Below are 16,418 nucleotides of genomic sequence, written 5' to 3' on the forward strand. Positions count from 1 at the left end.
GGTCTGAGGCGCCCACACCCCGCGGATCAGGGGGTCTGTGCCGCTCGCACCCCGCGGATCAGGGGGTCTGTGCCGCCCGCACCCGCGCCAGGACGTCCCGGATCATCTCCGCACTGATCATGAAGTGATCTCTCGCGATCTCCTCGGCGCGCTCCGGCTCACCCGCCGCCACGGCCTCGTAGAGCGCGGTGTGCCCATGGCCGGCCCGCTCATGGTGGGACCGCTCGCCCCTGCCCCAGGGCTCGACCGGGAAGCCCAGGCTGATGCGGGTGAGCAGGTCCCGGCTGAGCTGGGCGATCTGCGGATTGTGGGTGGCCGCGCAGATCGCCCTGTGGAACGCGCTGTCGGCGGCCTGCTCCTCGCGGGGTGTGCTCGCGGAGAGGTGCGCGGACAGCGCCTCGCGCATCGGCACCAGATCCTCGGGCCTGCGCCGCCGGGCGGCCGTCGCGGCCACCATGCCCTCCACCAGTCCGCGGAGATCGAAGAGTTGCTCGAACTCCTCCCAGCGGGGCAGCAGCGTACGGCGGACCGCGGCGCCGGAGGACTCGGTCCAGCTGCCGCGAACGAACGCCCCGCCGTTGCGGCCCCTGCGGCTCTCCACGACCCCCAGCGCCTGGAGGCGGGCCACGGCCTCGCGCACGGTGGGGCGGCTGACGCCCAGCAGCCCGGTCAGATCGCGTTCGGCGGGCAGCCGCTCCCCTGGCAGGAAGTCTCCGACGGCGATGGCGGTGAGCAGCCGGTCGGTGACCTCGTCGACCGCCGAGGTCACCCTGACCGGGCGCAGCGAGGCCGTCGGACCGTCGCCGAGGAGCACGCGGTCGAGGACGCGCGAGAACTCGTCACCGGGCTCGGATGCGGATGTCAGGTGTCCTCCCGCAAGTCGTCGTTCCTGTAAACGAACACGGGCCGTGTGAACCCGTCGTTACGTCTTTCCCTGCCCCAGCTAAAAGGTCTTGTGGACTGACCTTTTACCGCCCCACTATCTCACCCATCCGTCACACCCAACTATCTTCAGACCTCGGTCGGCTGGTTCCGGCCGGTCTGGGAGGCTCTTCGTGGCGATCCCCGAACCGAACCACACCGGAACCGTCGACTTCAACGGGCATTCCACCTGGTACCGGATCACGGGCGAGCCGGGCAGGACACCCCTGGTGGTCCTGCACGGCGGGCCCGGCGCCGGTCACCACTACACGCTCAGCATCGCGGGCATCTCCCGGCAGGGCCGGCCCGTGATCCACTACGACCAGCTCGGCACCGGATTCTCCACCCATCTGCCCGACAAGGGCGCCGACTTCTGGACCGTCCAGCTCTTCCTCGACGAACTGGACAATCTGCTAACGGAGTTGGGCATCGCCGACGGGTACCACATCCTCGGCCAGTCCTGGGGCGGCATGCTCGCCGCCGAGCACGCGGTACGGCGCCCCGCCGGACTGCGGGGGCTGGTCATCGCCAACTCCCCCGCGTCCATGGCGCTGTGGCTGGAGGCGGCCGCCGAGCTGCGCGCCGCGCTTCCCGAGGAAGTCCAGCGCACCCTGCACGCCCACGAGGCGGCCGGGACCACGGACCACCCCGAGTACCAGGCGGCCGAACAGGTCTTCAACGAACGACATGTGTGCCGCCTGACACCGAACCCGCCCGAGGTGCAGGCCACGTGGGAGAACATCGCGGCCGACCCGACCGTGTACCACACGATGAACGGCCCCAACGAGTTCCATGTCGTCGGCACCCTCAAGGACTGGTCCGTCATCGACCGGCTGCACCTGATCGAGGCACCGACCCTGCTGGTTTCCGGACGCTTCGACGAGGCGACCCCCGAGACCGTCCGCCCCTTCGCCGACCACATCCCCGATGTGCGCTGGCACATGTTCGAGCACTCGAGCCACATGCCGCACGTCGAGGAGGAGGAGCTCTACCTCCGGATCGTCGGCGAGTTCCTCGACTCCACCGACTGACACGGGAGTTGTCCGCCATGTCCCGCACCACCAGACGCATCGCGCCGGCCGCAGCCGTGGCCGCCCTGACCCTCACCGCCGCCTGTTCGTCCTCCTCCGACCCGGGCTCCTCCTCCGCGCCGAGCTCGTCCGGCTCCGGTTCCTCCGCGTTCCAGGCCCAGCACAAGGGCGGCACACTCAAGCTCGTCGCCCACGCGGCCGCGGGCAGCTTCGACCCGCAGGTCAACTACACCCTCCAGTACTGGCAGTTGTTCCAGTCGATGTACGACGGGCTGCTCGCGTTCAAGAAGGTCGGCGGGCAGGAGTCCTTCACTGTGGTGCCGGACCTGGCGACCGCGATGCCGAAGGTGACCAACGGCGGCAAGACGTACATCTTCACGCTCCGCAAGGGCGTCACCTTCTCCAACGGCAAGCCACTGACCACGGACGACGTGGTGGCGTCCTTCCAGCGCATCTTCAAGGTCTCCAGCCCCACCGCAGGTACCTTCTACAACGGCATCGTCGGAGCCGACGCCTGTCTGAAGACGCCGGCCGGCTGCACCCTGTCCAAGGGCGTGATCGGTGACGCCAAGACGGACACGGTGACCATCAACCTCACCGCCCCGGACCCCGAGTTCGAGTACAAACTCGCCGTCCCGCATGCCGTCGTCGTACCGAAGGACTCGCCCACGAAGGACGCCGGGACCAAGCCGCTGCCGTCGACCGGCCCCTACACGGCGGCCTCGTACGACCCGAACCGGGCGCTGAAGCTGGTGCGCAACCCGCACTTCAGGGAGTGGTCGCGGGAGGCCGAGCCGCAGGGCTACCCGGACGTCATCGACTACACCTTCGGGCAGACGGTCGAGTCCGAGGTGACTGCCGTGGAGAACGGCCAGGCGGACTGGATGTTCGACGCTCCGCCCGCCGACCGGCTGAGCGAGATCGGCACCAAGTACGCCTCCCAGGCGCATGTGAACCCGCTGACCGCCTTCTGGTACGCCACGCTGAACGTCCACATGGCGCCGTTCGACAACAAGCTCGCGCGGCAGGCGATCAACTGGGCCGTCGACCGGTCCGCCGTGGTGCGGCTGTACGGCGGCACCAACCTTGCCTCACCCGCGTGCACGATCCTGCCGCCGGGCTTCCCCGGACACGTCGACTCCTGCGACTACACCAAGGGCGGCGGTACGACCTGGAAAGCGGCGGACCTCGCGAAGGCGAAGGCTCTGGTGAAGCAGTCCGGTACGGCCGGGCAGGAGGTCGGGATCGTCGTGCAGGACGACGACGTCAACAAGTCGATCGGGCAGTACCTCCAGAGCCTCCTCACCCAGCTCGGCTACAAGGCGACGCTCAAGCCGCTGTCGGGCAACATCCAGTTCACCTACATCCAGAACACGAAGAACAAGGTGCAACTGGCCCTGACGTCCTGGTACCAGGACTACCCCGCGGCCTCCGACTTCCTCAACGTGCTGCTGTCCTGCGCGAGTTACCACCCCGGCAGCGACTCCAGCATCAACATCTCCGGGTTCTGCGACAAGGGGATCGACGCGAGGATGCAGGCGGCGATCAAGACCTCGCAGACCGACAAGGCGGGCGCGGACAAGCAGTGGGGAGCCGTCGACCAGCAGATCATGGGGCAGTCGCCGGTCGTCCCGCTGATCAACCCGAAGCTGATCGACTTCACCTCGACCCGGGTCGGCAACTACCGGTTCAGCAAGCAGTTCTACATGCTGGTCGGGCAGCTGTGGGTGAAGTGACCCTCGCCCCGCCGGCCGGGGCCCGGCGCTCACCGGGCCCCTGGCGGACCGCCGCCGGCGACCTGCTGCGCAACAGGTCCGCCCTGGCCTCGGCCGCGGTCCTGCTCCTCGTCGTGCTGGCCACGGTGTGCGCCCCGCTCTACGCGGAGCACATCGCCCACACCGACCCTTTCCAGTCCCAGGTCTCCGGCTCCACGGTGGTCGACGGGAAGACCGTGCCGGTGCTCACCCCGAGCAGCACCGGCCTCGGTCTCGGCGTCACCCCGATCGGCCCGACCTGGGACCCCGCCCACTACTTCCTCGGTGCCGACAACCAGGGCCGCGACGTCATGGCCCGGCTGCTGTACGGCGGCCGTACGAGCCTGTTCATCGGGTTCACTGCGGCGCTGCTCACCTGCGTCCTCGGTACGGCCGTGGGGGTCGTCGCCGGGTACGCGGGCGGGGTCGTGGACGCGGTCATCTCCCGGGTCCTGGACGTCATCTGGGCGTTCCCGGTGTACCTGCTTGCCATCTGCCTGTCGGTGGTACTGCTCACCGACGGCCTGAAGCTCGGCCCGCTCACCGTCGACGCGGGGAGTCTGTGGCTGCCCGTCGCGATCATCGCGGCGATCTACGTGCCGTACATCGCACGGCCGTTGCGCGGGCAGGTGCTGGTGCTGCGGAACAAGGAGTACATCCAGGCGGCCGTCGGCTCCGGTGCGGCCACCTCGCGCATCCTGCGCCGGGAGGTGCTGCCGAACGTGGTGCCCACGGCACTCGTGTTCGTGCCGTTGATGACCGCGCTCGCGATGCTCACCGAGTCGGCGCTGTCCTTCCTGTCCGTCGGCGTCCAGCCTCCCGAGGCCAGTTGGGGCACGATCATTGAGGACGGTCTGGGGCTCCTCTACACCAGGCCCGCCGTGACCATCGCGCCCGGCCTGCTGATCGCGCTGACGACGGCCGCACTCAACGTCCTCGGCGACGGCGTGCGTGACGCGCTCGACCCGGGCGCCCGGTTGCGCGGAGGGGTGTGACCATGCTCGTCTTCGCCCTCAAGCGCTTCGGCTCGGCCCTGCTGGTGATGTTCGCGATCAGTGTGCTGGTGTTCCTGATCTTCTTCGCCACCCCGGGGGTCGACCCGGCGGCCCGTATCGCCGGCCGCAACGCCGATCCGGCCACACTCGCCCAGGTGCGGCACTCGTTCGGCCTGGACCGCCCGATGCCGGTCCGCTATCTGCTGATGATGCGTCATCTGCTCATCGACCGGGACCTGGAGTCGTTCGTCAACCGCGGCTCACGGGTCATCCCGCAGATCCTCCAGGCCACTCCGGTGACACTGTCGCTGGTCGTCGGGGCGGCCCTGATCTGGATGACGGCGGGCATCCTCATGGGCACCGCGGCGGCCACCCTGCGCGGCAGGGCCGCCGACCCGCTGATCATGCTCGTCGGCGTGGTCGGCGTCTCCCTTCCGGCGTACTGGCTCGGCGAGGTCGTCAACCTCCTCACCCAGAAGCAGTTGCACGACTCGTTGTTCTCCTGGGTGCCCCCGCCCGGCTACGTCGGCCTCGGACAGGACCCCGGCCAGTGGGCGCTGCACATGCTCTTCCCGTGGCTGACCCTGGCCCTGCTGTACGCCGGGATCTACGCCCGGCTGCTGCGCGGGGAGGTCGTCACCGCGCTGAACGAGGACTACGTCCGTACGGCCCGCGCCAAGGGCCTGTCCGAGCGGCGGATCCTGATCCGGCACGCCCTGCGCTGCTCTCTCATCCCGATCGTGTCCCTGTTCGGCCTGGACTTCGGGGCACTGGTGGGCGGTGCGGCCCTGCTCACCGAGGTGGTCTTCGGTCTGCCCGGCATCGGCAAGCTCACCTTCGACGCCCTCCAGAACCTGGACCTGCCCGTGATCATGGGGACCGTGCTGTACGCGGCGTTCTTCGTGGTCCTCGCCAACGCGCTGGTGGACATCCTGTACGCACGACTTGATCCGAGGGCCCGCCATGCCTGAACCGCTGCTGGACGTGCGCGACTTGAGCGTGCGCTTCCGCACCCGCCAGGGGGCCGTCACCGCTGTCGACGGGATCTCGTTCTCCGTCGCGCCCGGTGAGGTCCTGGGCGTGGTCGGCGAGTCGGGCTCCGGCAAGAGCGTGTCGATGCTGGCCGTGCTGCGGCTGCTCACCAACCCGAACGTCACCGTGTCGGGCCAGGTCCTCTTCCGTGGGCGTGACCTGCTCACCCTGCCCGACAAGGAGATGCGCGCGGTACGCGGCCGGGAAATCGCGATGGTCTTCCAGGACCCCATGACCGCGCTGACGCCGGTGTACACCGTGGGCTGGCAGATCGCCGAGGCGATCCGGGCCCACGAACAGGTCTCCCGCAAGCAGGCTCGGGCCCGTGCCGTCCGGTTGCTCTCGGACGTCGGCATCCCCGACGCGGCCTCGCGGGCGCACGCCTATCCCCACGAGTTCTCCGGCGGGATGCGCCAGCGCGCGGTCATCGCGATGGCGCTCTCCTGCGGACCCTCCCTGCTGATCGCGGACGAACCGACCACGGCGCTGGACGTCACCGTGCAGGCGCAGATCCTCGATCTGATGCGGGAGCTGAACAGCCGGGGCTCCGCGATGGTGCTCATCACCCACGACATGGGCGTGGTGTCACAGATCGCCGACCGGGTGCTTGTGATGTACGGGGGCCGGGCGGCCGAACAGGGGCCGCGGCAGGCGGTGTTCCACCGTCCGCGGCATCCGTACACCTGGGGCCTGCTCGACTCGGTGCCGCGGGTCGGCGGGGTCCGGGTGCGGCGGCTGCCGACCATCACCGGCACGCCTGTCTCACCGGGCGCGATCCCCGAGGGCTGCGCGTTCGCTCCGCGCTGCCGGCTGCGGCACGAGCGCTGCGGGGACCGGCCGGCGCTGACCGCGGGCACCGGTGAGCCCACACATCTGGACGCCTGCTGGCTGCCGGGCGAGGACCGCGCGCGGCTCAGGGAGGCGGCCGACGAGGACCGCGCGCGACTCGATGCGGCGGCCGACGAGGACGTGAACAGGGAGGTGGCGTCGTGACGACCCAGGAGAGCGTGACGGTGGGCGAGGCGGCGCCTTCCGGGGAGGTCCTGCTGCGCGCCACCGACGTCACCAAGCACTACCCCGTGCGCGGCAGGCGCCAGGTGCTGCGGGCCGTCGACGGGGTCTCCCTGGAGGTGCGCGGCGGCGAGACCCTCGGGATCGTCGGCGAGTCCGGCTGCGGCAAGTCCACACTGGGACGCTGTCTGGTCCGGCTCACCGAACTCACCGGCGGGCGGGTCGAGTTCGACGGACAGGACATCTCGACGCTGTCCACGCGACGGTTGCGGCCGGTACGGCCGGGCATGCAACTGGTCTTCCAGGACCCGCAGGCCTCGCTCAACCCCCGCCGTCGCGCCGGGGACATCGTGGCCGAACCGCTGCTGGTGCACCGGTACGGCGACAGGCACGCGGTCCGCCGCAAGGTCGGGGAGCTCTTCGACGTCGTAGGACTGGCGGCCGCCCATCTGGACCGGTATCCGCACGAGTTCTCCGGCGGGCAGCGCCAACGCATCGGTATCGCACGGGCGTTGGCGACGAACCCGAAGCTGGTCGTGGCCGACGAGCCGGTGTCCGCGCTCGACGTGTCGATCCAGGCACAGGTGCTGAACCTGTTCGCCGATCTCCAGGAGGAGTTCGGCCTGACCTACGTCTTCATCGCGCACGATCTCGGGGTGGTCCGTCATGTGTCGGACCGGATCGCGGTGATGTATCTCGGCGAGATCGTCGAACTCGCCGGGACGGACGCCCTGTACGCGCAGCCCGCTCACCCGTACACCCAGGCGCTGCTGTCGGCCGTCCCGGACATCGACGACGGGACGGTCGGGGGCGCGGGGCCGCGGGAGCGGATCGTGCTGACCGGTGAGGTGCCCAGCCCGGCGGACAAGCCGACGGGGTGCGCGTTCCGTACGCGGTGTCCCTATGTCCAGGAGCGGTGTGTGGTGGAGCGTCCGCGGCTCACCACGACGGCTTCCGGCCGCCAGGTGGCCTGTCACCATCCGCTGGCCGGATGAGGGACCGGGCCGGACCCGGGGTCTGCGCAGCCCCCGGCGGCCGACCCGGCCGTCAGGTTCAGCCGAACTGACCCACCACGTAGTCGCCGGCCGGCTGCTGGGTGATGACGTTCAGCCGGTTGAAGGCGTTGATGACGGCGATCAGGGAGACCAGGGCGAGGAGTTGCTCCTCGTCGTAGTGCTTGCCGGCGTTCTCCCAGACCTCGTCCGACACGCCGGTCCCGTCGGCGAGACGGGTGCCCTGCTCGGCCAGTTCCAGCGCGGCACGCTCGGCCTCGGTGAAGACCTTGGCCTCACGCCAGGCGGCGACCATGTGGAGGCGCTGCGCGGTCTCGCCCGCGGCGGCGGCCTCCTTGGTGTGCATGTCGAGGCAGAACCCGCAGCCGTTGATCTGGCTGGCGCGGATCTTCACCAACTCCTGGGTGGTCAGCGGCAGTCCCGAGTCCGTGACCACCTTGCCCGCGGAGGCGAAGTGCTTCAGCAGCTTGCCGGCCAGCGGGCTGGTGAAGACGTTGAGTCGGGCTTCCATGGTGTGCTCCTTCTGCCGTTGTCGATGGCTACACACCTATGACTGAAGAGCCCGACGGGTTGTGACATGGACAAATGTGACCTGCGTCTCCCGCCTAGTCGCCGTAGGCCTGCTTCCAGCGCTTGCGGTGGCGGGCGTCGCCCTGGCCGCGGCCGTTCACCTCGCTCAGGGACATCAGCGAGGCCCCGTTGTTCCACAGGCCGAGGTGGTCGCGGTGCACGGCGAGGATGTCGTGCTCCAGCGCGAACCGCTCGGAGGGGCCGGTGAAGCGTGAGGTCGTCACGAACACGGCCAGGTCGGCGCGGAAGTGCAGCCGGGCGCCCAGCAGTTCGCGCAGTTCGCGGTTGGGGATCGCCCGGTGCGGTGCGTAGCGCTTGCACTGGACGACGATCGTGCGGCCGTCCGGCAGCCGTCCGAGGACGTCGGCGCCGTTGTCGCCCGCACCGCCCACGCGCCGGACCTCCGTGCAGCCGTCCCGTCGGCACAGGTCCGCGACCAGTTCCTCGAACTCGGTGCCCGTCATGGCGTCCACCTCGGCGAGGGTGCGCCGCCCCGCCCGCACCGCCTCCTCCCGGCGCCATTCACGGTCCCGGCCGCGCAGGAGCCGGTCCGTGCGCCACAGTCTCAGGCCGACGGCCACGAGGATACGGAGCAGCAGGAAACCCAACACGTACGGCCACACATGGGACCAGAACGTCATCACGACGACCAGCGCCGCCGCGCCGCCCACGTCGCCCCACTTGATCCGCTCGCCCCGCTGCCTGAGAACGGCCGCACCCCGTCGACGCGTGGCCACGCCGGCCTCCCCTCCCCCGGTTCTCCTACCGAGAAGTCTGGGCAGGTCGGGGCGGCGCGGGTAGGGGGCGAGTCGGCCATGTCCGGATGTCGAGCAGGGCCGGGGCGGATGCGGGCAGGTGCCGGGGGGTGGGTCGGAGGCCAAGCCCCAACCCCGGACCCGGCCGCGATGCCCGAGACACCGCGGCCGGCCGACGGGCGGGTCAGCCCTGGACGGGCTTGCCGCGGCCCCAGCCCCAGGCGAGCCGGTCGGCGCCGGACCGGTTGGTGGTCTCCAGCCACGGACGGGCCGCCGGACCGACGAGCTTCTGGATCGAGTAGATGTCGTCGGTACGCAGGCCGGGCCAGTACACCGAGCCCATCTTCAGCTCGCGGAAGGTGTCGGTGGCGGCCTGGATGAAGTTGACGTAGTTGTCGTCCGGGGTCTTCACGTTGTAGTTCAGGCCGGTCGTCATCGGCGCGCCGAACTCGTCGGCCACCGTCCGGTTCGCGCAGTCGCCGATGCGGGTCTTCACGTCGGCCACCCACTCGTCGTAGGTGGCGTACGACTTCCAGAAGCCGTAGTCGTGCAGCGACAGGTAGGTGCCCTTCAGGCGCGGGTCGGCGCACACCGTGGTGACGTGGTCGTTGTAGCCGGCGCCGCTGACGAAGACGCGGTTGCGGGGCACGGACTTGTAGGTGTCCAGCCACTTGGCGGCGACGTCGGCCCACTGGGCGTCGGTGTAGCCGTGGGGCTCGTTCATCGGCTCGAAGTAGACCCGGGAGTTGTTCTTGTAGGCCTTGACGACGGTGTTCCACATGGGCCAGTAGGTGGCCTCATCGTCGATGAAGCCGTCCTTGCGGTCTCCCGTGCCCTCCCAGTAGGACACGATGACCTTGAAGCCCTGGGCGGTGGCCGCGTCGATGACGCCCCGGTACGACTTCCAGTACGAGCCGTTGACGGTGTACGGGTTGATCGGCAGTCGTACGGTGTTGGCGCCGAGGTTGGCACGGAACGCCGCGATGACGCGGCTCGCCTTGGTGTAGGTCTGGGCGTAGGTGTCCGTGGTCGACAGGCCCGACAGCTGGAGCTCGTCGTCGGCGAAGTTGTCGCGCGGGTCCGCCCAGTTGACGCCCTTGAACTGGGTCGTGTCGGTGGTCGGCGCGGCGGCGGAGGCGGGGCTGCCGGTGAGGGTGGCGCCGCTGATCGCGGCGATCGCGACGGCGACGAGGGAGGCACGCAGGTGGGGGGCGCGACGGGGACTGGTGGGGGTCTTGCGCATCGACCGAAACCCTTTCCGGATGACAGCATGTTTACGTAAACATGACGGCGCCGGAATCGTGGCATCCGCTCCGGCGGCCGTCAAGGTTTCCCCCACGTAACATCCGGTGCGATACACAACACGTCCGCGTGTGTGAAGGAGGCAGCAGTGGTCGAGCGGGGAGGTTCCGGTGTCCCCGGTGGGCGGCGCAAGCAGCGGGTGTCCATGGCCGACGTCGCGAAGCTGGCGGGCGTCTCCTCGCAGACGGTCTCACGGGTCTCCAACGGTCACCCGGGGGTGATCAGTTCGACGCGTGAGCAGGTCCTGGCGGCGATGCGCGAGTTGGGATACAGACCCAACAGTGCCGCGCGGGCGCTGCGGTACGGCCAGTTCAACACCATCGGCGTGATCCTGTTCAGCCTGTCCTCGACGGGCAACAGCCGCACCGTCGAGGCGATCGCCACGCACGCGGCGGCCGAGGGGTACGCGACCACCCTGATCCCCATCGACGTCCCGACCCAGGACAACGTGCTGGGCGCGTTCACCCGCATGGGCGAGCTGGCCGTGGACGCGGTCATCGTCATCATGGAGATCCATCTCCTCGACACCGGGACGGTCCAGCTGCCGCCCGGGGTGCATGTCGTCGTGGTGGACTCCGACGCCGGCGACCGGTACAGCGTGGTCGACACCGACCAGGCGGACGGGGCCAGGAAGGCCGTACGGCATCTGCTCGACCTGGGACACCGGACCGTGTGGCATGTGACGGGTCCGCAGGAGTCCTTCGCGGGGCAGCGGCGGGCACAGGCGTGGCGGGCGGTGCTCGGGGAGGCGGGGCGGCCGGTGCCGCCCGCGTTGTACGGGGACTGGTCGGCGGAGTCCGGTTACGAGGCGGGGCTCGTGCTGCCCGAACCGCCGGACTGCACGGCCGTGTTCGCCGCCAACGACCAGATGGCGCTGGGGCTGCTGCGGGCGTTCCACGAGCGGGGGCTGTCCGTGCCGTACGACGTCAGCGTGGTGGGTTTCGACGACATCCCCGACGCGGGGTTCTTCGTGCCACCGCTGACCACCGTCCACCAGGACTTCGCCGAGGTGGGCCACCGTTGTGTCCAGAAGGCCCTGGAGCAGATCCGAGCCCAGACCGAGGCACACCCCGGCACGGACCTCGTACCGACCAGCCTGGTGGTGAGGGGCAGCACGGCACCGCCGTCGGTCTGAACCGGTCCATGAGCGTGCTCTTGCCGCTGCACGCCGTTGATCAAGACGATCACAGCAATCTCCCTCACGTCGTACCCGGGAGTTGGCCGGGCAGGTGCTCGCTCGGCTCGGTTGACCTTGACCCTGTGGGAACCCGGAGCCTCGGTGCATGACGTGTGCGAAACGGGTGCTGGTCGACGTGCGGCCGCTGCGGGTGGGCGAGTTCCGGCGGCTGTGGGTGGCCGGGATCGTGACCGGTCTCGGGGCTCAACTCACCGCGGTGGTCGTGCCGTTGCAGATCTATGAGGTCTCCGGTTCGTCGGCCGACGTGGGGCTGGCCGGCCTCGTCGGACTCGTTCCGATGGCCGCGGCGGCGCTGTGGGGTGGGGCGCTCGCGGACCTGCGGGACAGACGGCGGGTGCTGCTGGTGACCACGATCGGCATCGGCGCCACGTCGTTGCTGCTGTGGGCGCAGGCGTGGGCGAACCTGCGGTCGGTGGGTGTGCTGTTCGCGCTGGTGGCTGTCCAACAGGCCCTGTTCGGCGCCAACTCCACAGTCGGCAGAGCCGTCACCCCCCGTCTGGTACCACCCGAACTGCTCCCCGCCGCCAACGCGCTCCAGTCGACCGTCCTCCTGGCCGCCGGGATCGCCGGACCGCTGCTCGCGGGCGGCCTGTTGCCGGTCGTCGGCAGCCGGACGCTGTACCTGGCGGACGCCCTCGCCGTCTGCGCGACGGTGTGGGCCGTGTGGCGGCTGCCGGATCTTCCTCCGTACGGCGGCGCAGAACTCCAGAAGGGAGGAGCGGTACTGCGGCAGATCGGCGACGGCGTACGGCTGGTGACGCGGCGTCAGGTGCTTCTCCTGGTCTACGTCGCCGACTTCGCCGCACTCTCCCTCGGTCTGCCGACCGCGCTCTTCCCCCAGCTCGCCGCGGAGACCTTCCGTCCGTCGGACATCGGAGTGCTGTACGCCGCCGTCTCGGCCGGTGGTGTGCTGGCGGGAGTGTTCTCCGGGCCCTTCACACGGGTCGGCCGGCACGGTGTCGCGGTGGCGGTCTCGGTCGGCGTGTGGGGAGCGGCCGTCGCCGGGTTCGGGCTGTCCGGCACCCTGGTCCCGGCGGTGGCGTGGCTGGTGCTCGCCGGGGGTGCGCTCCTCGCGCTGGGGGTCTTCCGCAAGACCGTGCTCCAGACGGCCGTTCCGGACGGGATGCGGGGCCGGCTCCAGGGCATCGACACGGTGGTCGCGGTGGGCGGGCCGCGCGTGGGCAACCTCCTGCACGGCACGGTCGGCGCCGGCCTCGGCGTCACGTGGACGGTCACGGGAGGCGGTGTCCTGACCGTCGCGGCGGCACTGCTGCTGCTCGTGCTCTTCCCTCGGTTCCGGCGTGCGGGCGGTCGAGGCGGAGCCCGTCGGGGTCCTCGCAGACCTCCCCGCCGAAGTCGCCGAAGTCGCCGAAGTCGGCGAAGTCGGCGAAGAGGTCCACACGGTCACGATGTCGCCCCCACGACGGCTGCGCCCCGTCATCCAGGTGGCGCCCGCCGCCTTCCGGTCCGTCGGACCGGCGCCCTCAGACGTTCCGCCGGTACTGCCCGCCCACCTCGAAGAACGCCTCGGTGATCTGCTGGAGGGAGCAGACGCGGGTGGCGTCCATGAGGACCGCGAACACGTTCTCGCCGCGCACTGCCGCGTCCTTGAGGGCGTCCAGGGCGGCCTGGGCCTCGTCGTGGTGGCGGCCGTGGAAGTCCCGTACGCGCTCCAGCTGGGACTGCTTCTCCTCCTCGGTGGCGCGGGCCAGTTCGACCACGGCCGGCTCGGCGGTGTCGGCGTGCGGGTTGCGGAAGGTGTTGACGCCGATCAGGGGCAGCGTGCCGTCGTGCTTGCGCTGCTCGTAGAGCATCGACTCGTCCTGGATACGGCCGCGTTGGTAGCCGGTCTCCATCGCGCCGAGCACTCCGCCGCGCTCGTTGATCCGCTCGAACTCCTGGAGGACGGCCTCCTCGACCAGGTCGGTCAGCTCGTCGATGATGAACGATCCCTGGAGGGGGTTCTCGTTCATCGCGAGGCCCCACTCCCGGTTGATGATCAGCTGGATGGCGAGGGCCCGGCGCACCGACTCCTCGGTGGGTGTGGTCACCGCCTCGTCGTAGGCGTTGGTGTGCAGGCTGTTGCAGTTGTCGTAGATGGCGATGAGCGCCTGGAGCGTGGTGCGGATGTCGTTGAAGTCCATCTCCTGGGCGTGCAGGGAGCGTCCGGAGGTCTGGACGTGGTACTTCAGCTTCTGGCTGCGCTCGCCGGCGCCGTACTTCTCCTTCATCGCCACCGCCCAGATGCGGCGGGCGACCCGGCCGAGGACCGAGTACTCGGGGTCCATGCCGTTGGAGAAGAAGAACGACAGGTTGGGGGCGAAGTCGTCGATCTTCATGCCGCGGGCGAGGTAGGCCTCGACGTAGGTGAAGCCGTTGGCGAGGGTGAAGGCGAGCTGGCTGATGGGGTTCGCGCCCGCTTCGGCGATGTGGTAGCCGGAGATGGACACCGAGTAGAAGTTGCGGACCTGCTGCTGGATGAACCACTCCTGGATGTCGGCCATCATCCGCAGGCTGAACTCGGTGGAGAACAGGCAGGTGTTCTGGCCCTGGTCCTCCTTGAGGATGTCGGCCTGCACGGTGCCGCGCACGTTCGCGAGCGCGTGCGCGCGCAGCCGGGCCGCCTCCTCCGGCGCGGGGTCGCGGCCCTCCTCGGCCCGGAAGCGCTCGATCTGCTGGTCGATCGCGGTGTTGAGGAAGAACGCGAGGACGGCCGGGGCCGGGCCGTTGATCGTCATGGAGACGGAGGTCGTGGGCGCCACGAGGTCGAAGCCGTCGTAGAGCGCCTTCATGTCCTCCAGGGTGGCCACGGAGACCCCGGAGGTGCCGACCTTGCCGTAGATGTCGGGGCGTTCGTCGGGGTCGCGGCCGTAGAGGGTCACCGAGTCGAACGCGGTGGACAGGCGGGTCGCCGGCTGGCCCTCCGACAGGAGCTTGAAGCGGCGGTTGGTGCGGAACGGGTCGCCCTCGCCTGCGAACATGCGGGCCGGGTCCTCACCGTCGCGCTTGAAGGGGAACACCCCGGCCGTGAAGGGGAATCGGCCGGGGAGGTTCTCGTTGCGCCAGAACCGAACGAGCTCGCCGTGGTCGGTGAAGCGGGGCAGGGCGACCCGGGGGATCTTGTTGCCTGACAGGGACTCACGGGTCAGCTTGGTGCGGATCTCCTTGTCACGGACCTTCACCACCTGCTCGTCACCGGAGTAGGAGGCGATCACGGCGGGCCAGTGGGTGATCTGTTCCGTGATCTCGTACGGCAGCTGCCTGCGCGCCTCGGTCAGCAGGGACCGTACGTCCTCGGCGTCCAGGCCGGCGTCGGCGAGCTCACCCTCGACGATCTCCAGCCGCTGCACCCGCCGTGCCCGCTCGGCCAGTTGGAGGGTCTCGGCGTGGTAGCCCCGGACGGCGTCGGTGATCTCGGCGAGGTAGCGCACCCGGTCCGTGGGGACCACCTGGCGGATGCCGGAGGAGTGGCGTACGTCCACCGGGTCCAGTGCCCCCTCGGACAGCGGCAGGCCCTTGTCCGCCAGCGTACCCCTGAGGTGCTGGTAGAGCGCGGTGACGCCGTCGTCGTTGAAGGTGGCCGCGGAGGTGCCGTAGACCGGCATGTCCTCGGGCCGCTGTCCGAACGCCTCGCGGTTGCGGACGAGTTGGCGTCCCACGTCCCGCAGGGCGTCCTTGGCGCCGCGCCGCTCGAACTTGTTGATGGCCACCACGTCGGCGAAGTCGAGCATGTCGATCTTCTCCAGCTGCGAGGCGGCCCCGAACTCCGGGGTCATCACATACAGCGAGGCGTCCACGAACGGCACGATCGCGGCGTCGCCCTGGCCGATGCCCGGCGTCTCCACGACCACCAGGTCGAACCCGGCGGCCTTCACCACGTCGATCACGTCGGAGAGGTGCTCGGGCAGCTCACGGCTGCCGCGGGTGGCCAGGCTGCGGAAGAACACCCGCTCGCCGTCGAGGGAGTTCATCCGGATCCGGTCGCCGAGCAGCGCGCCGCCGCCCCGGCGCCGGGTGGGGTCCACGGCGATCACGGCGATGCGCAGGGCGTCCCGCTGGTCGACCCGGAACCGGCGCACCAGCTCGTCGGTCAGCGACGACTTGCCCGAGCCGCCGGTGCCGGTGATGCCGAGCACCGGTACGCGCCGCGCGGCCGCGGCGGTCCGCAGTTCCGCACGGAACTCCGCGGGCAGCTTGCCGAGTTCGGCGCCGGTGACGGCCCGGGCGATAGCGAACCGGTCGCCTGCCAGGACCGCGGAGAGGTCGGCCGGCTTGCCGTCCCAGAGGTCGAAGTCGCAGTCCCGCACGACGGTGTTGACCATCCCGGCCAGGCCCATCCGCTGGCCGTCCTCGGGCGAGAAGATCGTCACGCCGGCCTCCCGGAGCCGGGCGATCTCGTCGGGGACGATGACACCTCCCCCGCCGCCCACCACCCGGATGTGCTCCGCGCCCTGCTTGCGCAGCGAGGCGACGAGGTACTCGAAATACTCGACGTGTCCGCCCTGGTAGGACGAGACCGCCACGCCGTGCGCGTCCTCCTCCAGTGCCGCGTCCACGACCTCCCGCACGGACCGGTTGTGGCCGAGGTGGATGACCTCGGCACCCTGCGACTGGAAGATCCGCCGCATGATGTTGATCGAAGCGTCGTGCCCGTCGAACAGCGCCGAGGCGGTGACCAGGCGGACGGGGTGGACGGGGCGGTGCAGATCGCTCATGGCGAGGCCTTCCGAAGACACGACGAAGAGCGGGGCTGAGAAAATAGTAGGACGTCCTAGTAAATTATCAGGGGTCGGCGTGCGGAAGAACACACGCCTCGCCGTGAGAGCGGGATCAGTC

The 16,418-nt window shown here is 69.9% G+C and carries 13 protein-coding genes; 8 read left to right on the forward strand and 5 right to left on the reverse strand.

Annotated elements, in window-relative coordinates; all coding sequences use genetic code 11:
• Positions 1-58: 58 nt before the first annotated feature.
• Complete coding sequence (locus tag IF54_RS0123145; protein WP_030321720.1) at positions 59-814, reverse strand: FadR/GntR family transcriptional regulator; 756 nt, start codon at positions 812-814, stop codon at positions 59-61.
• A 241-nt stretch (positions 815-1,055) separates the two neighbouring features.
• Here IF54_RS0123145 and IF54_RS0123150 point away from each other — a divergent pair, with 241 nt between their 5' ends.
• The 6 genes from IF54_RS0123150 to IF54_RS0123175 are packed head-to-tail and all read left to right on the forward strand — an operon-like array spanning position 1,056 to position 7,739.
• On the forward strand, positions 1,056-1,952 hold the full coding sequence (locus tag IF54_RS0123150; RefSeq protein WP_030321722.1) for a proline iminopeptidase-family hydrolase: 897 nt from the start codon (positions 1,056-1,058) through the stop codon (positions 1,950-1,952).
• Positions 1,953-1,969: 17 nt separating this feature from the next.
• On the forward strand, positions 1,970-3,688 hold the full coding sequence (locus tag IF54_RS0123155) for an ABC transporter substrate-binding protein (protein WP_030321723.1): 1,719 nt from the start codon (positions 1,970-1,972) through the stop codon (positions 3,686-3,688).
• A complete protein-coding gene (locus IF54_RS0123160) occupies positions 3,676-4,701 on the forward strand; it encodes an ABC transporter permease (RefSeq protein WP_051735502.1) in 1,026 nt (341 codons plus the stop codon). Before IF54_RS0123155 ends, IF54_RS0123160 begins: the two co-directional genes overlap by 13 nt.
• 2 nt (positions 4,702-4,703) lie before the next feature.
• A complete protein-coding gene (locus IF54_RS0123165; RefSeq protein ID WP_030321728.1) occupies positions 4,704-5,672 on the forward strand; it encodes an ABC transporter permease in 969 nt (322 codons plus the stop codon).
• Complete coding sequence (locus tag IF54_RS0123170) at positions 5,665-6,726, forward strand: ABC transporter ATP-binding protein (protein ID WP_030321730.1); 1,062 nt, start codon at positions 5,665-5,667, stop codon at positions 6,724-6,726. Before IF54_RS0123165 ends, IF54_RS0123170 begins: the two co-directional genes overlap by 8 nt.
• A complete protein-coding gene (locus IF54_RS0123175; protein WP_030321732.1) occupies positions 6,723-7,739 on the forward strand; it encodes an ABC transporter ATP-binding protein in 1,017 nt (338 codons plus the stop codon). Before IF54_RS0123170 ends, IF54_RS0123175 begins: the two co-directional genes overlap by 4 nt.
• A gap of 58 nt (positions 7,740-7,797) precedes the next feature.
• Here the strand turns inward: IF54_RS0123175 and IF54_RS0123180 are convergent, their stop codons facing one another.
• The 3 genes from IF54_RS0123180 to IF54_RS0123190 form a co-directional block, all read right to left on the reverse strand.
• Entirely contained in the window at positions 7,798-8,268 is a 471-nt protein-coding gene (locus IF54_RS0123180; protein WP_030321734.1) for a carboxymuconolactone decarboxylase family protein, read from the reverse strand.
• 94 nt (positions 8,269-8,362) lie between these two features.
• On the reverse strand, positions 8,363-8,968 hold the full coding sequence (locus tag IF54_RS0123185) for a restriction endonuclease (protein ID WP_051735508.1): 606 nt from the start codon (positions 8,966-8,968) through the stop codon (positions 8,363-8,365).
• Positions 8,969-9,266: 298 nt separating this feature from the next.
• Complete coding sequence (locus IF54_RS0123190) at positions 9,267-10,325, reverse strand: glycoside hydrolase family 5 protein (protein ID WP_030321737.1); 1,059 nt, start codon at positions 10,323-10,325, stop codon at positions 9,267-9,269.
• A 147-nt stretch (positions 10,326-10,472) separates the two neighbouring features.
• Between IF54_RS0123190 and IF54_RS0123195 the strand changes: the two genes are divergently transcribed.
• A complete protein-coding gene (locus IF54_RS0123195) occupies positions 10,473-11,519 on the forward strand; it encodes a LacI family DNA-binding transcriptional regulator (RefSeq protein ID WP_030321739.1) in 1,047 nt (348 codons plus the stop codon).
• A 148-nt stretch (positions 11,520-11,667) separates the two neighbouring features.
• Entirely contained in the window at positions 11,668-13,116 is a 1,449-nt protein-coding gene (locus IF54_RS39725) for an MFS transporter (RefSeq protein WP_037820426.1), read from the forward strand.
• On the opposite strand, the gene icmF is transcribed toward IF54_RS39725, so the two are convergent.
• Positions 13,067-16,297, reverse strand: a complete 3,231-nt coding sequence (icmF, locus tag IF54_RS0123205) for a fused isobutyryl-CoA mutase/GTPase IcmF (protein WP_030321743.1) — start codon at positions 16,295-16,297, stop codon at positions 13,067-13,069. The two genes, IF54_RS39725 and icmF, sit on opposite strands and share 50 nt — an antisense overlap.
• Positions 16,298-16,418 lie beyond the last annotated feature (121 nt).

Source organism: Streptomyces sp. NRRL B-3229 (assembly GCF_000719505.1).
In the GTDB taxonomy this organism is placed as follows: domain Bacteria; phylum Actinomycetota; class Actinomycetes; order Streptomycetales; family Streptomycetaceae; genus Streptomyces; species Streptomyces griseorubiginosus.